Genomic DNA, 15,862 nt, shown 5'->3' with positions numbered 1-15,862 from the left:
AAACGAAATCTATGCCTAAATGATTTTTCTCACTCATTGTTAATAATTTTTGTACTTTGTCTATATGGCTATAGCCTTATTCGAGTCGCTCTGATATAGTACTTCGCCCTAGTTGATAAACACTCCTCTAATATCAACTTATAGTTTCCACAACTTTTCCCCAAAACTTCTCTAAAAAGCTCGTTATCCCCAAAAGCTCATCTTTTATCCACTTTGAATATTTTACCCACTCACTCAATAAATCACTGTTTCATTTGCCTATTTTGCGCATAAAACTGACTAAAAATGCACACAAAACAAACCGCGTTGCATATGAGAGATCTTTACTCAGATCTCATCAACACACTTATCCACAATTTTAGTGGATAAGTAACTCTAGCCCTTTACTGGCAAGCACTACAAAAAAGTAAAGCGCTTTAAGTACAATTTTTTCAAAAAAATGTATTTTTTTACTGTTGACACTAGTTTTAGTGCTCGGTAAGATTCGTCCCGCTTTCAAGCAAAGCAATTCCCCCTTAGTTCAGTCGGTAGAACGGCGGACTGTTAATCCGTATGTCGCAAGTTCAAGTCTTGCAGGGGGAGCCAAATTCAAGAAAAAAGCTCAGTTGAAAAACTGAGCTTTTTTCGTTTTTAATCGTCAAAAAATCGGCTTAAAACTTCTATCCACTTGCTAAGTATCAGAGGCCAACCCAATCGTTCGTATGGGCCACTCAGGACTCGCGCACTTTTCGTTAGCTCTCATTCCCCCAACAAATTATTCACCAAACTATTAATTCAGATACAAATTCATCTATCTAACTCACATTGACGGTTATTTTTCAGCCGTGTGTATAAAACCACATCGTTCACTGGTTGTTATTGGTGTCACAAAACACGATAATATTGGGATCGGATTTTAAGAACGTAATAACTATGACCGAATATGTTTTGTTGTTGGTCGGCACTGTGCTGGTGAACAACTTTGTACTGGTGAAGTTTTTGGGCTTGTGTCCATTTATGGGCGTGTCTAAAAAACTGGAAACAGCAATAGGCATGGGGTTAGCAACCACTTTTGTGCTAACCCTCGCATCTGTGTGTGCGTACTTAGTGGAAAGCTATATCTTGCGACCGCTCGGTATCGAGTACTTAAGAACCATGAGCTTTATTTTGGTGATCGCTGTCGTGGTACAGTTCACCGAGATGGTTGTACACAAAACTAGCCCGACCCTTTATCGCTTGCTTGGTATCTTCTTACCACTAATCACGACCAACTGTGCCGTATTGGGTGTTGCACTTCTCAACATCAATGAGAATCATAACTTCATCGAATCTATCATTTATGGTTTTGGTGCAGCCGTCGGTTTTTCACTTGTATTGATCCTTTTTGCTTCTATGCGTGAGCGTATCGCTGCGGCTGACGTGCCTGTTCCATTTAAAGGTGCATCGATTGCAATGATCACAGCGGGTTTAATGTCGCTTGCTTTCATGGGCTTTACAGGTTTGGTGAAGTAAACAATGAGTACGATTTTAATTGCGATCATCGCACTCGCTGTGCTTGCTGCGATTTTTGGTGCCATTCTTGGTTTTGCTTCTATTCGTTTTAAAGTTGAAGCGGATCCTATCGTGGATCAAATCGACGCTATTCTTCCACAAACACAATGTGGCCAATGTGGTTATCCAGGCTGTCGACCATACGCAGAAGCGATTGCGAATGGAGACAACATCAATAAGTGTCCTCCCGGCGGTCAAGCAACCATCGAAAAACTCGCAGACTTAATGGGTGTGGAACCTGAAGAGTCGGCACACGATCTAGACAGCAAAGTACCGACCGTTGCCTTCATTCACGAAGATATGTGTATCGGTTGTACTAAGTGTATTCAAGCTTGTCCTGTTGATGCGATTGTTGGTGGGACAAAAGCCGTTCACACGGTCATCAAAGACGAATGTACAGGCTGCGACTTGTGTGTCGCGCCATGTCCAACCGATTGTATTGAAATGATTCCTGTGGAAACCACCACTGATAGCTGGAAGTGGCAACTTAACGCCATCCCAGTGGTTAACATTACGGATGCTGCCAGCGATGCAGCGAACGTGAAAGATTCAATTAAGTAAGGTTTCGTATGTTGTCTTTGATTGAACAAATTCGTACTGGCTCGCTTTGGGACTTCCCAGGCGGTGTGCATCCGGCAGAAAACAAAAAACAATCCAATAAAGCCGACTTAGTGCGAGCATCCATTCCCGCTGAAATCATTCTTCCGCTGAAACAGCACATTGGTAAAGCGGGTAACTTGTTGGTCTCTGTTGGTGAGCACGTTTTAAAAGGACAAGCTTTAACCCAATCAGAAACTGGGTTTACAGTACCTGTACATGCGCCAACTTCTGGCACTATTACTGCCATCGAGCCTCGAACGGTGGCTCACCCTTCTGGTTTGAGCGAATTGTGCGCCGTCATCACTCCTGACGGCCAAGATACTTGGTGTGAAAAGTCACCTATCGCTGACTACACTCAAGAATCCGCCGATGCACTCATCGACATTATTCGCCTTGCTGGCATTTCAGGGATGGGTGGTGCTGGCTTCCCTACCGCGAAAAAGATCCAATCAGGCATTGCTCGTACAGAAATCCTGATTGTAAATGCAGCAGAATGTGAACCGTACATCACGGCCGATGACAAACTGATGCAGGAGCATGCCGAAGAGCTTATTCAGGGTATCGAAATCGTCGAACATATCCTTAAGCCAAAACTGACGATCATTGGTGTCGAAGATAATAAGCCAGATGCCATTAAAGCGCTGGAAAGCGCCGCTCTGAACAAGGACATTGTTATTCGAGTAATCCCGACGAAATACCCATCGGGTGGTGAAAAGCAGCTGATAAAGATTCTGACCAACAAGGAAGTTCCTAGCGGCTCTATCCCTGCAGATATTGGCATCTTGGTTCAAAACGTCGGTTCTTTATACTCAATTAAGCGCGCTATCATCAATGGCGAGCCAATGATCGAACGTGTCGTTACGTTAACAGGTAAAACCTTTAAACAGCCTCGAAACGTATGGGCGCTCTTGGGTACCCCAGTTCAAGCACTGCTCGACGAATTCGGGTACAAAGCCGATAAAAAACTTCAGCGTTTGATCATGGGCGGACCAATGATGGGCTTTACCCTGCCCCACTCACAGGTTCCTATCACCAAAACGGCGAACTGTATTTTAGCTCCGACTCGTCACGAGATTTCAGCTCATCAATACGAGATGGAATGCATACGTTGTGGTCAATGTGCGGAAGCTTGTCCTGCATCTCTACTGCCACAGCAGCTTCAATGGCATGCTAAGGCCGAAGAATATGACAAGCTAGAAGAACTAAATCTAAAAGATTGTATCGAGTGTGGCGCTTGTGCGTTTGTTTGTCCAAGTGAAATTCCACTGGTGCAATATTACCGCCAAGCAAAAGCAGAAATTCGTACTCGAACTCAAGAAGCAGAAGCCGCAGAGCGTGCGAAACTGCGCTTCGAAGAGAAAAAAGCGCGTATGGAGCGCGAAAAAGCAGAACGTGAGAACCGCTTCAAGAAAGCCGCGGATGACCGTCGAAAAGAGATGAAGTCAACCGGTGGTGATGATGCGATCGCCGCAGCCATTGCTCGTGTTAAAGCACAAAAATCGAACGAAGATAATAAAGCTGAGCCAGCAGTTAAACCTGCTGTCGCGGCTGCCATTGCCAAAGCAAAAGCGAAGCAAGCCGCAGCAGCAAAAGTTGGTGCAATTGAGCCTGACAACTCCGAAATGGCAAAACTGCGTGAAGAGCGCAAGCGTCTTGCTCGTGAACGTAAAGCAGAAAAAGAACAAGGCGAAGCTCCTGCTAGCAATGTAGATAACAAAAAGTCTGCAGTTGCTGCTGCAATCGCACGTGCGAAAGCGAAAAAGGCTCAGCACGAAGAAAGCGCATCTGAAAAGCCTGAAGATAAAAAAGACGCAGTCGCCGCTGCTATTGCTCGCGCAAAAGCACGCAAGGCGCAACAAGAAACTGAATCGCAACCTGTTAAAGAAACTGCTTCTCAAGAGCTAGCCGAAGATCCGAAGAAAGCCGCAGTCGCTGCTGCTATTGCTCGTGCAAAAGCACGCAAGGCGCAACAAGAAACTGAATCTCAACCTGTTGAAGAAACCGCTTCTCAAGAGCCAACCGAAGATCCGAAGAAAGCCGCGGTCGCTGCTGCTATTGCTCGTGCAAAAGCGCGTAAAGCGCAACAAGAGACTGAATCTCAACCTGTTGCAGAAACAGCTTCTCAAGAGCCAACTGAAGATCCGAAGAAAGCCGCAGTTGCAGCCGCTATTGCTCGTGCAAAAGCGCGTAAAGCGCAACAAGAAACTGAATCTCAACCTGTTGAAGAAACAGCTTCTCAAAAGCCAGCCGAAGATCCAAAGAAAGCTGCAGTCGCTGCTGCTATTGCTCGTGCAAAAGCGCGTAAAGCGCGTAAAGCGCAACAAGAGACTGAATCTCAACCTGTTGAAGAAACCGCTTCTCAAAAGCCAGCCGAAGATCCGAAGAAAGCCGCAGTCGCTGCTGCTATTGCTCGTGCAAAAGCTCGTAAAGCGCAACAAGAGACTGAATCTCAACCTGTTGAAGAAACCGCTTCTCAAGAGCCAGCTGAAGATCCGAAGAAAGCCGCGGTCGCTGCTGCTATTGCTCGTGCAAAAGCACGAAAAGCTCAACAAGACGCGAATAAAAATAATACCGAGGAGAGCGAGTAATGTCGTTTTTTATTGCCAGTTCACCGCATGCGCATAGTCGTCGCAGCACGCCTGACTTAATGAAATGGGTAGCCTTATGTGCTATCCCTGGCTTGGCAGCGCAAACTTACTACTTTGGTTGGGGCACATTAATCCAGCTGATTTTTGCTATCGCCGTTGCAGTATCACTTGAAGCACTCGTGATGATCTTTCGTAAACGCTCGCCAATGAGAGCGTTACGAGACAACAGTGCAATTGTCACCGCATGGCTACTCGCCGTTGCCATTCCACCTTGGTCTCCGTGGTGGATCATAGTTATTGGTTTAATTTTTGCGATTGTGATTGCCAAACACCTTTATGGTGGCATTGGACAGAATCTCTTCAACCCAGCAATGGTCGCTTACGTTGTACTTTTGATTTCCTTCCCGGTTCAAATGACCAGTTGGAGTGCACCAACACTGTTGATTCCAGACCATGTGAATTTCGCAGATACCCTCTCTTTGATTTTCACTGGTTTTGATTATGACGGTCTTTCATTGCAACAAGTTCGCGCTGGTGTTGATGGTGTAACAATGGCAACTCCACTGGATGCCTTTAAAACAGGTATTCACACGGGAGCAACCCCTAGTGAAGTGCTTTCACAGCCGATCTTTGGTGGCTTGGCTGGCATCGGCTGGCAGTGGGTGAACATAGCCTATCTGATTGGCGGCTTAGTGATGATCAAAAAACGCATCATTCAGTGGTACATTCCAGCAGGCTTCCTCGCGAGTTTGACTCTGTTTAGCCTTATTTTCAGCGTTATCACGCCGGGAGAGACGGCTTCGCCAATCTTCCATCTGCTGTCAGGCGCAACCATGCTAGGTGCGTTCTTTATTGCGACAGATCCAGTATCGGCATCTACCACAGTAAAAGGCCGCCTTATTTTTGGTGCGCTAATCGGTGCTCTTGTCTTTATTATTCGTAGTTGGGGCGGCTTCCCTGATGGGGTCGCCTTTGCGGTTCTATTAGCCAACATGTGCGTTCCGCTTATCGACTACTACACCAAACCTAGAACTTACGGCCACTGAGGTAAACATGTTAACCGCAATTAGAAAAAATGGTCTGACACTGGCAATCTTTGCTTGCGCCACAACAGGTTTGGTCGCGTTGACTCAGTACTTAACCGAAGATCAAATCAAGCTTCAGGAACAAAAGCAGCTACTTTCAGTGCTTAATCAAGTGATTCCTGAAACGATGCACGACAACGCATTAACTCAATCATGCACGTTGGTGACGTCTCCAGAGCTTGGCACGATGCACGCGATGCCTACCTACATTGCAACCAAAAATGGCGAGCCAACAGCCATCGCCATTGAGTCGATTGCACCAGATGGCTATAACGGTGAAATCAAAGTCATCACAGGTATCGATAATCAAGGTAAGATTTTAGGTACGCGCGTACTTAGCCATCAAGAAACTCCGGGGCTAGGCGATAAAATAGATCTTCGCGTTACCAGTTGGATTCTTGGTTTCACGGGTAAGCAAGTCACCGAAGATAATTGGAATTCTTGGAAAGTTCGTAAAGATGGTGGAGACTTTGATCAGTTTACTGGCGCTACCATTACGCCTCGAGCTGTCGTCAAAGCAGTCAGAAACACCGTAAACTACGTAAATCAATCTCGTGATGAGATTCTCAGCCAGCCACTAAACTGCGCAGGAGACAATCAATGAGCGAAAACAAACAATTGATGAAGAACGGCATGTGGAGCAACAACCCAGCATTGGTTCAGCTGCTCGGTTTATGTCCTCTACTCGCCGTTTCATCGACGATCACCAACGCGCTGGGTCTTGGTATTGCCACATTACTGGTACTAGTGGGGTCTAACGTAACGGTTTCACTGATCCGTAACTATGTTCCTAAAGAGATCCGAATTCCGGTTTTCGTTATGATCATTGCGTCACTCGTAACCTGCGTCCAGCTACTAATGAATGCTTACGCTTACGGATTGTACCTATCACTGGGTATCTTTATCCCGTTGATCGTAACCAACTGTATCATCATCGGTCGCGCCGAAGCTTACGCTTCAAAAAATGATGTGCTTCCTGCCGCATTGGACGGCTTATGGATGGGACTGGGCATGACCAGTGTGCTAGTTGTGTTGGGCTCAATGCGCGAGCTTATCGGCAACGGCACATTGTTTGACGGCGCAGACTTGCTATTGGGTGACTGGGCTGCAGCGCTGCGCATTCAAGTATTCCAATTTGATAGCAGCTTCTTATTAGCACTATTACCACCAGGTGCTTTCATCGGTGTAGGACTTTTGATTGCGTTGAAAAATGTTATCGACAGCTCAATTCAGGCTCGTCAGCCGAAAGAAGAAAAACCGGCCATTGAGCGTGCTCGCGTAACTAACGCATAATATAAGAATTCTAAAATCAAGGCTCTACCACTCGTAGGGCCTTTTTCATAAACCGCAAAGACGGGTTTGGAAGTCAGCAATGAACAAAGAAAAAAGAATAGAAATTCTTGAACGATTAAGAGAAAACAACCCCAATCCTGAAACGGAACTGAACTGGAGCTCTCCATTTGAGTTACTCATCGCTGTGCTACTTTCAGCGCAAGCGACCGATGTCAGTGTCAACAAAGCCACTGACAAACTCTTCCCCGTTGCGAATACGCCACAAAGTATTCTCGATTTGGGTGTCGATGGTTTGAAGGAATACATCAAAACTATTGGCCTGTTTAACTCAAAAGCAGAAAACACCATCAAAACCTGTAAGATCTTATTAGAAAAACATAATGGCGAAGTGCCTGAAGATCGCGACGCTCTTGAAGCTCTTCCAGGAGTCGGACGTAAGACCGCCAATGTCGTGCTCAACACCGCATTTGGTTGGCCAACCATTGCCGTCGATACGCACATTTATCGCGTTTCGAATCGTACTAAGTTTGCGATGGGAAAAACGGTAGATGATGTCGAACAAAAACTATTAAAAGTGGTACCAAAAGAGTTCAAACTCGATGTACACCACTGGTTAATTCTTCATGGTCGCTACACTTGTTTAGCGAGAAAGCCTCGCTGTGGAAGCTGCATTATTGAAGATTTGTGCGAATATAAAGAGAAAGTATACCCAGATAGTTAACGCTATCTGAAAACAGAAGCTAGGAGCTAAAAATGTCAAACGGTCGAATTCTACACACTATGCTTCGCGTAGGTGATCTAGACAAATCAATCAAATTTTATACTGAAGTCATGGGCATGCAGTTGCTTCGTACCAACGAAAACAAAGAGTACGAATACACACTTGCCTTTGTTGGTTACGGTGATGAATCCCAAGGTGCCGTGATTGAACTGACTTACAACTGGGGTAAAACAGAATATGACCTAGGCACAGCATTTGGTCATATTGCAATTGGCGTAGACGACATCTACGCAACATGTGATGCAATCAAAGCTGCAGGCGGTAACGTTACTCGCGAAGCGGGCCCTGTGAAAGGTGGTACAACACACATCGCCTTTGTAAAAGATCCTGATGGTTACATGATTGAGCTTATCCAGAACAAACAAGCTTCTGCGGGTCTAGAAGGCTAGTTCATCTGATTCACTTGCATTGCAAGTCGAACCTCAATTACAGGCAGGTCTGCGATCTGCCTGTCCTTTTGTAAACAAACCACTTTACTTGATAATAATTATCGTTTAGATTCATCCCAAATTCGATACGTGGGACAACGATAATGATCAGTGAATGGGAAAAACACACACTCCTAGCCGATACTGCCCTGCAACTAGATGATCCTGTACGCAGCATTCTTCACTATCAACAAGCTTTAAGCTTAAGTGAAGACATTAGTGAATGCGTGGAAATTGAAGCAGACGAACGCCTTTTGATTTCTGTAATCTCTTGTCACAACCTCGCGCAATTTTGGCGCTGGGCTGGTGATACCGAATACGAACTCAAATATCTTCAGCTGGCATCTGAAAAAGTGCTCACACTTATTCCCCAATGCCCAAACCAGAATTGCGCGAGCTTTATTGACTCCATCGGCTGTTGCACAAAAGCACTTATCGATTTTATGAAGCGTCATCCAAACCCAGCAATTGCGAAACAAGTAGAAAAGATCGATACCGCAACCAATTGCGAAGTGATCGCTAAGTTTCGTTTAAATTAATGAGCAAAGGTCGAAAATAAGCTGACCTCATCACTTGGAAATGACTCAACGAAAGTTATTCGACAGTAAGTAGATACTCACTAACATATACAAAGTAAGACTTGAGCGTTTTCGATGCTCTTACTTAATTTACAAGCTAACAACGTCAATATACAAAAACGCCGGAGATTATTTCTCCGGCGTTTTTTATGTAAGCATGCTTTACTACGGCCTAAACTTGAGTTCGACCTAAAGAGATGACTACACGACGGTTCTTGTCTTTACCAATCGGCGTGCCATTATCAGCAATAGGTCGGCGCTTGCCATAACCTTGCACTTGAATACGATCCTCTGGCAAACCCAGTGATTCAAAGTAAGTACGTAGAGACTCTGCTCGTCGCTCCGATAGGCTCTGGCTTTCGCTCTTACCATCGGTTGAATCAGTGTATGTCGCCACCAGCACGAGGTCGATATCTTGATTGTGACGCACATAATCAGCAATCTGAGCAAGACGCTTTTTAGACGCTTTCGTCAGTTGGTCACCCTGACGTTCGTAATGCAAAATCGTAAACGCAATATCTTCGAAACTATACTTCAACAAATTAGCGATACAGTCACTAAACGCATTGTACTTACTTTGGAATAATACGGATGACAACGCGACTTCAATTCGTTGATCGCGACTTTGCCAATCTTGATAGCTGAATGTTGGGTAACGGCCTTTCTCTAATTCAGATAAAATACCCCAAGCAGTTTGCCCACCGACATACCCATCAAACTGTTTGAAAAACTTCAGATTCGTGATGCGGTCGGCATGCTCACCCGGTCGCCAAGGCGGTGGCATTGAGATCAAGCTAACATTGCGTGTTTCACCCATAGGGCGACGCATCTTAAGTTCAAAATCCAAATTGATTTTTTTACTCGCACGCGACGAAAACACCGCATCACCAAAGCTTGGAATTGGATGCACAAGCTGACATTCCAAAGGGGTATTTACCACCATTTCCCATTGTGATTGCTGCGGAGTAGCGACATAACGCTTGCCCATCACCGCGTAACTGTTTGCGCTAAGCAGTGAAAGCATGACACCACTGGTTATCAGCCATTTATTCATCTAGTACAATCTCTCAAACGGCAGTCTTTTGCCGTTAATTGGAATCATTAAAACTACAACGATTGTCATGCAAAAATCCCGCCAATGCTCTAACTTTCTTAGTGAGACTATCAAAATGAACGATTCTAGCTCTGATTTCTCCCACAAATGCCGCTAAATCGTATCTATTCCCGAGTTAAATATGCACCTGCGTGATACAAAAATCGGTACTTGTGCTCTTTATCTCAAGCGCCGCGCGAGCTTATTGATTAGATGGAAAATAGAATTCCGTTTTTCTCCGAAATTGCGGTTTTTCTCATCGATATAATCTGCAATAATGCAGCCTTCGTCACACAAAAATAAGCCAACATGACAATAGAAAATGAAGCCCTAACCCTGAAAAAGCGTTTTCGTGGTTATTTCCCAGTGGTTGTTGACGTTGAGACCGCTGGTTTCAATGCTCAAACCGATGCACTTTTAGAAATCTGCGCCGTCACCCTTCGTATGGATGAAGAAGGCGTTCTGCATCCAGCCTCCACTATTCATTTTCATATTGAACCTTTTGAAGGCGCGAATTTAGAGAAAGAAGCGCTTGAGTTTAATGGTATTCGTGACCCTTTCAGCCCGTTACGCGGTGCAGTTTCTGAACAAGAAGCATTAAAAGAAATTTATAAGCTGATTCGTAAAGAACAAAAAGCATCTGATTGCTCACGTGCAATAATGGTTGCACATAACGCCGCTTTCGACTTAAGTTTTGTTAATGCAGCAAACGAACGCTGCAAGTTAAAAAGAGTCCCTTTTCATCCCTTTGCTACTTTTGACACCGCCACATTAAGCGGCCTTGCTTATGGTCAAACTGTTCTCGCTAAAGCATGCAAAACGGCAGGGATGGAATTCGACAATCGTGAAGCGCACTCTGCCCTTTACGATACACAAAAAACTGCAGAGTTATTCTGTGGCATCGTGAACAAATGGAAGGCCCTCGGCGGTTGGCCGCTTGTTAACGAAGAATAATAAGTAAACACAACATATTGGGAATAGTATGAATCCTGTCGTTATCTCAGTTTGCGTCATGCTCGTGTTAGCATTGATGCGTGTAAACGTGGTGGTCGCCCTCACGTTTAGTGCCATTGTTGGTGGCCTTGTTGCGGGAATGAGCTTAGGCGATACCGTAGCGGCCTTCGAAAGTGGCTTAGGTGGCGGTGCAACGATTGCACTTAGCTACGCTATGCTTGGCACATTCGCCGTTGCCATTTCTAAATCTGGTATCACTGACCTGCTCGCAAAAAGCGTGATTAAACGCCTAAACGGCAAAGAAAGTGCGGCATCGACTACTGGCCTTAAATACGCTGTATTAGTGGCGTTAGTGCTCGTAACCATGTCTTCTCAGAACGTAATTCCTGTTCATATCGCCTTTATTCCAATTTTGATTCCACCTCTTTTGGGCGTATTTGCGAAGCTTAAACTGGATCGTCGCTTAATTGCGTGTGTGCTGACTTTTGGTCTGATTACACCTTACATGGTGCTTCCTGTTGGTTTTGGCGGCATCTTCTTAAACAACATCTTGCTAAAAAACCTGCATGACAACGGTTTAGAGAACGTTGTCGCAAGCCAAGTACCAACCGCAATGTTGCTTCCTGGCGCGGGTATGATTTTTGGTTTGCTACTGGCCATTTTTGTTAGCTACCGAAAACCTCGTGAGTACAAAGAAACAGAACTGACGGTGGTTCACGAAACCGACCACAGCATTAACAAACAGCACATCCTAGTGGCTGCACTTGGTATTATTGCCGCGCTTGGTGTTCAGCTTTACACCGGCTCAATGATCATCGGTGCTCTTGCTGGTTTTATGGTGTTCACGTTTGGTGGCGTTATCGCTTGGAAGGAAACCCACGACGTATTCACCAAAGGCGTTCACATGATGGCGATGATCGGCTTTATCATGATCGCAGCCGCGGGTTTTGCAGCGGTAATGAAACAAACGGGTGGCGTAGAAACCCTAGTTCAGTCACTATCTACAAGTATTGGTGACAACAAACCGCTTGCAGCGCTACTTATGCTGGTTGTTGGTCTATTGGTAACCATGGGTATTGGTTCTTCATTCTCGACGATTCCAATACTTGCAACCATCTACGTTCCGCTTTCTTTGGCGTTTGGTTTCTCACCAATGGCAACGATCGCATTAGTAGGTACAGCTGCAGCGCTAGGTGATGCTGGCTCTCCTGCATCCGACTCAACATTGGGCCCAACCTCTGGCCTAAATGCTGACGGCCAGCACGAACACATTTGGGAAACGGTTGTTCCAACCTTCATCCACTACAATATCCCACTGATCATCTTCGGTTGGATCGCTGCAATGGTGCTTTAGTATCAAGTTTTCGAACAGAAACGACTGATACCTTTGCTAACAAAAAAACCGCTCGATATGAGCGGTTTTTTAATTCAATCGAAAACGAAGCCACTATTGCGCTGGCATGTTTTCGATAATGCGTTCACGAATCAACTTAAGCGTTGGCTCGGTCGATAGGTAATCCACCTCAATTGGGAAATACGCATCGTTGATTTGCAGCACCAAACTAGGGTAAGAGTTAACACCCAAACTTTTCGCTAAACTCAGTTGGTCTTGGAATACTCCTTCCAATAACGTGCCATCCATATCATTTTTAAACTGCTGCACATTCAAGCCAATCTCTTTCGCTAATTGAAGATGCGTTGCTTCTTCATGAGGCGGCATTGCGCGTAGATAATAGGCGTGCTGAATCGCTTCGAGCATTTGCTCATACGAATCTTGGAATCCCGCGGCGATAACAGCGCGGCATGATTGATACGTACTTCTCACTGGTGTGCACAGTTTCCAGAAATCGTAGTTAAACTTGGTGCCTAGCTGAGTTTCGATTTGCTTCCAAATCCCTTCAAGCTTTTGTTGCATTTCTGGCGGCATTGGCAAATTAGTATCTGGTGCAAGCCCACCCACCACATACTCAAACTGAATCACACCTGGCAGTTGTTGTTTTAGTTTTTCGATGGTTGGTTTGTATCCCCAGCACCAACTGCACATAGGGTCATGTACGTAGTAAAGCTTTATGTTCATTCCACTAACCTAAAAAAGAAAAAGGAGCCAATGCGGCTCCCTCGTATTCTATCGCCAAATGTGAGTATTTACGAATTACTCAGCTTGACCTTCAGCGCGTGCTGCAGCTTCTTTGATTAGAGGCTGAAGTTCACCCTTCTGGAACATTTCCAGAATGATGTCACAACCACCAATTAGCTCACCTTCAACCCATAGTTGTGGGAACGTTGGCCATTGTGCGTATTTTGGTAGCTCAGCGCGGATGTCTGGGTTTTGTAGAATGTCTACGTAAGCGAACTTCTCGCCACATGCCATTAGCGCTTGTGATGCTTGAGAAGAGAAACCACAGCTTGGCAGTTTCGGTGAGCCTTTCATGTACAGCAGGATTGAGTTTTCAGAGATCTGCTGTTTGATTTTGTCGATAGTTTCCATCGCTTCCTCATTCATGGATGTGAACTTGTTTATTTGCCACATTCTACTCAATAACGACAGAATAAAAACCATATAATTGATACGGTTTATACTGAGATGATTTAAAAGCAAAAAGTTTGACCGCTTACTACCACTTCGTTGGTAAGTGGACGAGCATGAACAACACTTAGCATCTCAAAATATTTTCATATCGGGGTTTTAATAAAGTAAAAACTTGCTAAAATACCTAGCAAGTCAGCCGTAAAGGCTACATAGCTATAAAAAAACACTGGAAGCAATCGAAAGGTTAACCTTTCATATCAATGGAGAATCGAGTAATGGCATTTGAACTACCAGCTCTTCCTTACGCGAAAGACGCACTAGAACCACACATCTCAGCAGAGACTCTAGACTACCACCACGGTAAGCACCACAACACTTACGTTGTTAAGCTTAACGGTCTTATCCCTGGTACTGAGTTCGAAGGCAAAACTCTAGAAGAGATCATCAAGACTTCTACTGGTGGCGTATTCAACAACGCAGCGCAAATCTGGAACCACACGTTCTACTGGCACTGTCTTGCTCCAAACGCGGGCGGCGAACCAACTGGCGCAGTTGCAGACGCAATCAACGCAGCATTCGGTTCTTTCGAAGAATTCAAAGCGAAGTTCACTGACGCAGCAATCAACAACTTCGGTTCTTCATGGACTTGGCTAGTTAAGAAAGCTGACGGTTCTCTAGAAATCGTTAACACTTCTAACGCAGCAACGCCACTAACAGAAGAAGGTACTACTCCACTTCTAACTGTTGACCTATGGGAACACGCGTACTACATCGATTACCGCAACGTACGTCCTGATTACATGAACGGCTTCTGGGCTCTTGTAAACTGGGACTTCGTAGCTGAGAACCTAGCGAAGTAATTGACTTCCCCCTAGTTCAATTTAGTCTTATTTTAAAAGCTCGCTGAATCAGCGAGCTTTTTCTTTTCTCGCTTAAAAATACCCATTTAATCTCTTCTTTTTCCTAAAGTTCTTCTTTGATGCGCCGTTATAAAAGCATCTCAAGAGGAACATCATGCAAATTCATACGTTAGACAAAGCAGCAATTATCAACGAAATTCAGTTCGGCAACGGTATCAACCATGCTGTTCACGAAGGTCGTCGTGCCGATTTTTCGCTGATTTTGTCTATGTTCTCCAACGATGTTCGAGATGTCGTACCGGTTGAAGAAATTAAAGAAACGGCCACAAGCGACGAGATTCTTCGTCAACAGTTTGGGCTCTCTCAGCCTCAAGCTTTGCGCTCCGATAGCAGCAGCTACGAGCTCGCCGCATTACAAGCGAAACAATTCCATAATGCGGGTCTGCCATCTGCAAAGTTAAGCCACTACCTAAAACCAGACGCCCTAACCTACTTGCCAGAAGATACGTTCGATCTTCCTGAAGACGTTTATCATAATTTGTCAGGCCACGAGCGCCGCACTTTAGGTGAGCGCAACAAGAGCCTTATCCCTGATGCGGGCCTCTACAATCAGCTAGTGACGGCTCAACGTCAGTATCAGATCCAAGCTCAAGCATAGAGATCAGCTTTTCATCCAACAGCTTGCAGTATCAACACGTCAGAAATGTGACGCCTTACAAATTACCGCACAATAGTCCTTACTCGAAAGCGTTAGTTTGAAGCCTTTCACACTGAGCTCAACGAATTTCAACCATGCTGATAGCACAAACCACTGGTGTATTGTTTTTCACACATGGATACAGTGAAGGTGCTATGGATATTAAAGAATCAATCATTCTCGTCACATCTGCGGGTTCGGTCATCGGAAGAACGTGCTCCAGCCATTTCGCTCATCTCGGAGCGACGTTGATCCTGTGTGACCAAAATTCAAGCGCCCTAAAGGCGAGTTATGATCAGATCCGCGCATTTACCGACAAAGTCTATGCAATGAATGTGTGTAGTGATAACCCCACATCCATAAACCTATTGTTTGATCAGATCGAATCGCAGCTCAGAGCAACGCCAGATGTTATTGTTAATTGTTGGACGAGCTCACCGATGCCAAGCCTAATGGCGCCAGAACCAATGAGTATCTATATCGACCACCTTTCTTCCGCAGCACGTTTTCTCTATACCTACGGGCAAGTCGGCGCAGAACGATTTAGAGCGCGCAATAAAAAAGGCGTGATCGTGAATGTCATTTCGCATGATAACCACGAAGATCTGACTGGTGTTGAAAGCATGGCGGCTTTGGTGTCTGGCTTTACGCACAGCTGGGCAAAAGAGCTCACCCCTTTCAATATCCGCGTCGGCGGCGTGATTCCCTCTGTCAGTCATACACGAGAGGATCTTGACGAAAGGCACTGGGCAGAGATCCAAGACGAACTGGTCCGTAACACAGCGTACATCGTCGCGAATGAATACTTCAGTGGCCGAGTAGTTGCGACCGAAGTGTAAACATAC

At 45.2% G+C, this 15,862-nt stretch carries 17 protein-coding genes and 1 tRNA gene; 15 read left to right on the top strand and 3 right to left on the bottom strand.

Annotated features, from left to right (window positions below; all coding sequences use genetic code 11):
* Positions 1–509 precede the first annotated feature (509 nt).
* The 10 genes from UF05_RS09735 to UF05_RS09690 all read left to right on the top strand — a co-directional run bounded on the left by UF05_RS09735 (position 510) and on the right by UF05_RS09690 (position 8,844).
* Positions 510–585: transfer RNA gene (locus UF05_RS09735), tRNA-Asn, on the top strand.
* Positions 586–912: 327 nt separating this feature from the next.
* The gene (gene rsxA, locus UF05_RS09730) at positions 913–1,491 is read left to right on the top strand and encodes an electron transport complex subunit RsxA (RefSeq protein WP_005380762.1); all 579 of its coding nucleotides are present in this window, start codon (positions 913–915) and stop codon (positions 1,489–1,491) included.
* A 3-nt stretch (positions 1,492–1,494) separates the two neighbouring features.
* On the top strand, positions 1,495–2,091 hold the full coding sequence (gene rsxB, locus UF05_RS09725) for an electron transport complex subunit RsxB (protein ID WP_005480813.1): 597 nt from the start codon (positions 1,495–1,497) through the stop codon (positions 2,089–2,091).
* Between the two features lie 8 nt (positions 2,092–2,099).
* Positions 2,100–4,718 (top strand): electron transport complex subunit RsxC, encoded by a 2,619-nt coding sequence (gene rsxC, locus UF05_RS09720; RefSeq protein ID WP_045545719.1) that lies wholly within the window; start codon positions 2,100–2,102, stop codon positions 4,716–4,718.
* Entirely contained in the window at positions 4,718–5,764 is a 1,047-nt protein-coding gene (gene rsxD / locus UF05_RS09715) for an electron transport complex subunit RsxD (protein WP_020841053.1), read from the top strand. Before rsxC ends, rsxD begins: the two co-directional genes overlap by 1 nt.
* Before the next feature lie 7 nt (positions 5,765–5,771).
* Positions 5,772–6,407 (top strand): electron transport complex subunit RsxG, encoded by a 636-nt coding sequence (rsxG, locus tag UF05_RS09710; protein WP_005494487.1) that lies wholly within the window; start codon positions 5,772–5,774, stop codon positions 6,405–6,407.
* Positions 6,404–7,096 carry an electron transport complex subunit E gene (locus tag UF05_RS09705; RefSeq protein WP_005480817.1) on the top strand — a complete coding sequence of 231 codons (693 nt, stop codon included), beginning with the start codon at positions 6,404–6,406 and terminating at the stop codon, positions 7,094–7,096. The genes rsxG and UF05_RS09705 overlap by 4 nt, the downstream gene beginning before the upstream one ends.
* A 79-nt stretch (positions 7,097–7,175) precedes the next feature.
* Positions 7,176–7,817, top strand: coding sequence for an endonuclease III (gene nth, locus UF05_RS09700; RefSeq protein ID WP_005480814.1), 642 nt, complete (start codon positions 7,176–7,178; stop codon positions 7,815–7,817).
* 32 nt (positions 7,818–7,849) lie between these two features.
* Entirely contained in the window at positions 7,850–8,266 is a 417-nt protein-coding gene (gene gloA, locus UF05_RS09695; protein WP_005480812.1) for a lactoylglutathione lyase, read from the top strand.
* 143 nt (positions 8,267–8,409) lie between these two features.
* Entirely contained in the window at positions 8,410–8,844 is a 435-nt protein-coding gene (locus UF05_RS09690; RefSeq protein ID WP_005490627.1) for a DUF2753 domain-containing protein, read from the top strand.
* A gap of 211 nt (positions 8,845–9,055) precedes the next feature.
* Here UF05_RS09690 and motY read toward each other — a convergent pair whose 3' ends face one another.
* Positions 9,056–9,937, bottom strand: a complete 882-nt coding sequence (motY, locus tag UF05_RS09685) for a flagellar protein MotY (protein ID WP_005494483.1) — start codon at positions 9,935–9,937, stop codon at positions 9,056–9,058.
* 348 nt (positions 9,938–10,285) lie between these two features.
* Here motY and rnt point away from each other — a divergent pair, with 348 nt between their 5' ends.
* On the top strand, positions 10,286–10,930 hold the full coding sequence (rnt, locus tag UF05_RS09680) for a ribonuclease T (protein ID WP_005490636.1): 645 nt from the start codon (positions 10,286–10,288) through the stop codon (positions 10,928–10,930).
* A 28-nt stretch (positions 10,931–10,958) separates the two neighbouring features.
* Complete coding sequence (locus UF05_RS09675; protein WP_005490613.1) at positions 10,959–12,284, top strand: Na+/H+ antiporter family protein; 1,326 nt, start codon at positions 10,959–10,961, stop codon at positions 12,282–12,284.
* Positions 12,285–12,377: 93 nt separating this feature from the next.
* On the opposite strand, the gene UF05_RS09670 is transcribed toward UF05_RS09675, so the two are convergent.
* Entirely contained in the window at positions 12,378–13,007 is a 630-nt protein-coding gene (locus UF05_RS09670; RefSeq protein WP_005494474.1) for a DsbA family protein, read from the bottom strand.
* Positions 13,008–13,082: 75 nt separating this feature from the next.
* Positions 13,083–13,418, bottom strand: a complete 336-nt coding sequence (locus UF05_RS09665) for a Grx4 family monothiol glutaredoxin (RefSeq protein ID WP_005494473.1) — start codon at positions 13,416–13,418, stop codon at positions 13,083–13,085.
* Between the two features lie 317 nt (positions 13,419–13,735).
* On the opposite strand from UF05_RS09665, the gene sodB reads away from it, so the two are divergent.
* From sodB to UF05_RS09650, 3 genes are all read left to right on the top strand, one after another.
* On the top strand, positions 13,736–14,320 hold the full coding sequence (gene sodB, locus UF05_RS09660; protein WP_005485383.1) for a superoxide dismutase [Fe]: 585 nt from the start codon (positions 13,736–13,738) through the stop codon (positions 14,318–14,320).
* 154 nt (positions 14,321–14,474) lie between these two features.
* Positions 14,475–14,978 (top strand): VC2046/SO_2500 family protein, encoded by a 504-nt coding sequence (locus tag UF05_RS09655; protein WP_005494471.1) that lies wholly within the window; start codon positions 14,475–14,477, stop codon positions 14,976–14,978.
* A gap of 134 nt (positions 14,979–15,112) precedes the next feature.
* Positions 15,113–15,856 (top strand): SDR family oxidoreductase, encoded by a 744-nt coding sequence (locus UF05_RS09650; protein ID WP_025501844.1) that lies wholly within the window; start codon positions 15,113–15,115, stop codon positions 15,854–15,856.
* Positions 15,857–15,862 lie beyond the last annotated feature (6 nt).

This window comes from Vibrio sp. S457-15, from assembly GCF_000960545.1.
In the GTDB taxonomy this organism is placed as follows: domain Bacteria; phylum Pseudomonadota; class Gammaproteobacteria; order Enterobacterales; family Vibrionaceae; genus Vibrio; species Vibrio parahaemolyticus.
The sequence above is the reverse complement of the archived record's forward strand: the minus strand, read 5'-3'. Positions and strand labels throughout refer to the sequence as shown.

Bases quoted from the DNA above. Each gene is read 5' to 3' on its own strand.
- rsxA (WP_005380762.1), top strand. From the start codon at position 913: ATGACCGAATATGTTTTGTTGTTGGTCGGCACTGTGCTGGTGAACAAC.
- rsxB (WP_005480813.1), top strand. From the start codon at position 1,495: ATGAGTACGATTTTAATTGCGATCATCGCACTCGCTGTGCTTGCTGCG.
- rsxC (WP_045545719.1), top strand. From the start codon at position 2,100: ATGTTGTCTTTGATTGAACAAATTCGTACTGGCTCGCTTTGGGACTTC.
- rsxD (WP_020841053.1), top strand. From the start codon at position 4,718: ATGTCGTTTTTTATTGCCAGTTCACCGCATGCGCATAGTCGTCGCAGC.
- rsxG (WP_005494487.1), top strand. From the start codon at position 5,772: ATGTTAACCGCAATTAGAAAAAATGGTCTGACACTGGCAATCTTTGCT.
- UF05_RS09705 (WP_005480817.1), top strand. From the start codon at position 6,404: ATGAGCGAAAACAAACAATTGATGAAGAACGGCATGTGGAGCAACAAC.
- nth (WP_005480814.1), top strand. From the start codon at position 7,176: ATGAACAAAGAAAAAAGAATAGAAATTCTTGAACGATTAAGAGAAAAC.
- gloA (WP_005480812.1), top strand. From the start codon at position 7,850: ATGTCAAACGGTCGAATTCTACACACTATGCTTCGCGTAGGTGATCTA.
- UF05_RS09690 (WP_005490627.1), top strand. From the start codon at position 8,410: ATGATCAGTGAATGGGAAAAACACACACTCCTAGCCGATACTGCCCTG.
- motY (WP_005494483.1), bottom strand. From the start codon at position 9,937: ATGAATAAATGGCTGATAACCAGTGGTGTCATGCTTTCACTGCTTAGC.
- rnt (WP_005490636.1), top strand. From the start codon at position 10,286: ATGACAATAGAAAATGAAGCCCTAACCCTGAAAAAGCGTTTTCGTGGT.
- UF05_RS09675 (WP_005490613.1), top strand. From the start codon at position 10,959: ATGAATCCTGTCGTTATCTCAGTTTGCGTCATGCTCGTGTTAGCATTG.
- UF05_RS09670 (WP_005494474.1), bottom strand. From the start codon at position 13,007: ATGAACATAAAGCTTTACTACGTACATGACCCTATGTGCAGTTGGTGC.
- UF05_RS09665 (WP_005494473.1), bottom strand. From the start codon at position 13,418: ATGGAAACTATCGACAAAATCAAACAGCAGATCTCTGAAAACTCAATC.
- sodB (WP_005485383.1), top strand. From the start codon at position 13,736: ATGGCATTTGAACTACCAGCTCTTCCTTACGCGAAAGACGCACTAGAA.
- UF05_RS09655 (WP_005494471.1), top strand. From the start codon at position 14,475: ATGCAAATTCATACGTTAGACAAAGCAGCAATTATCAACGAAATTCAG.
- UF05_RS09650 (WP_025501844.1), top strand. From the start codon at position 15,113: ATGCTGATAGCACAAACCACTGGTGTATTGTTTTTCACACATGGATAC.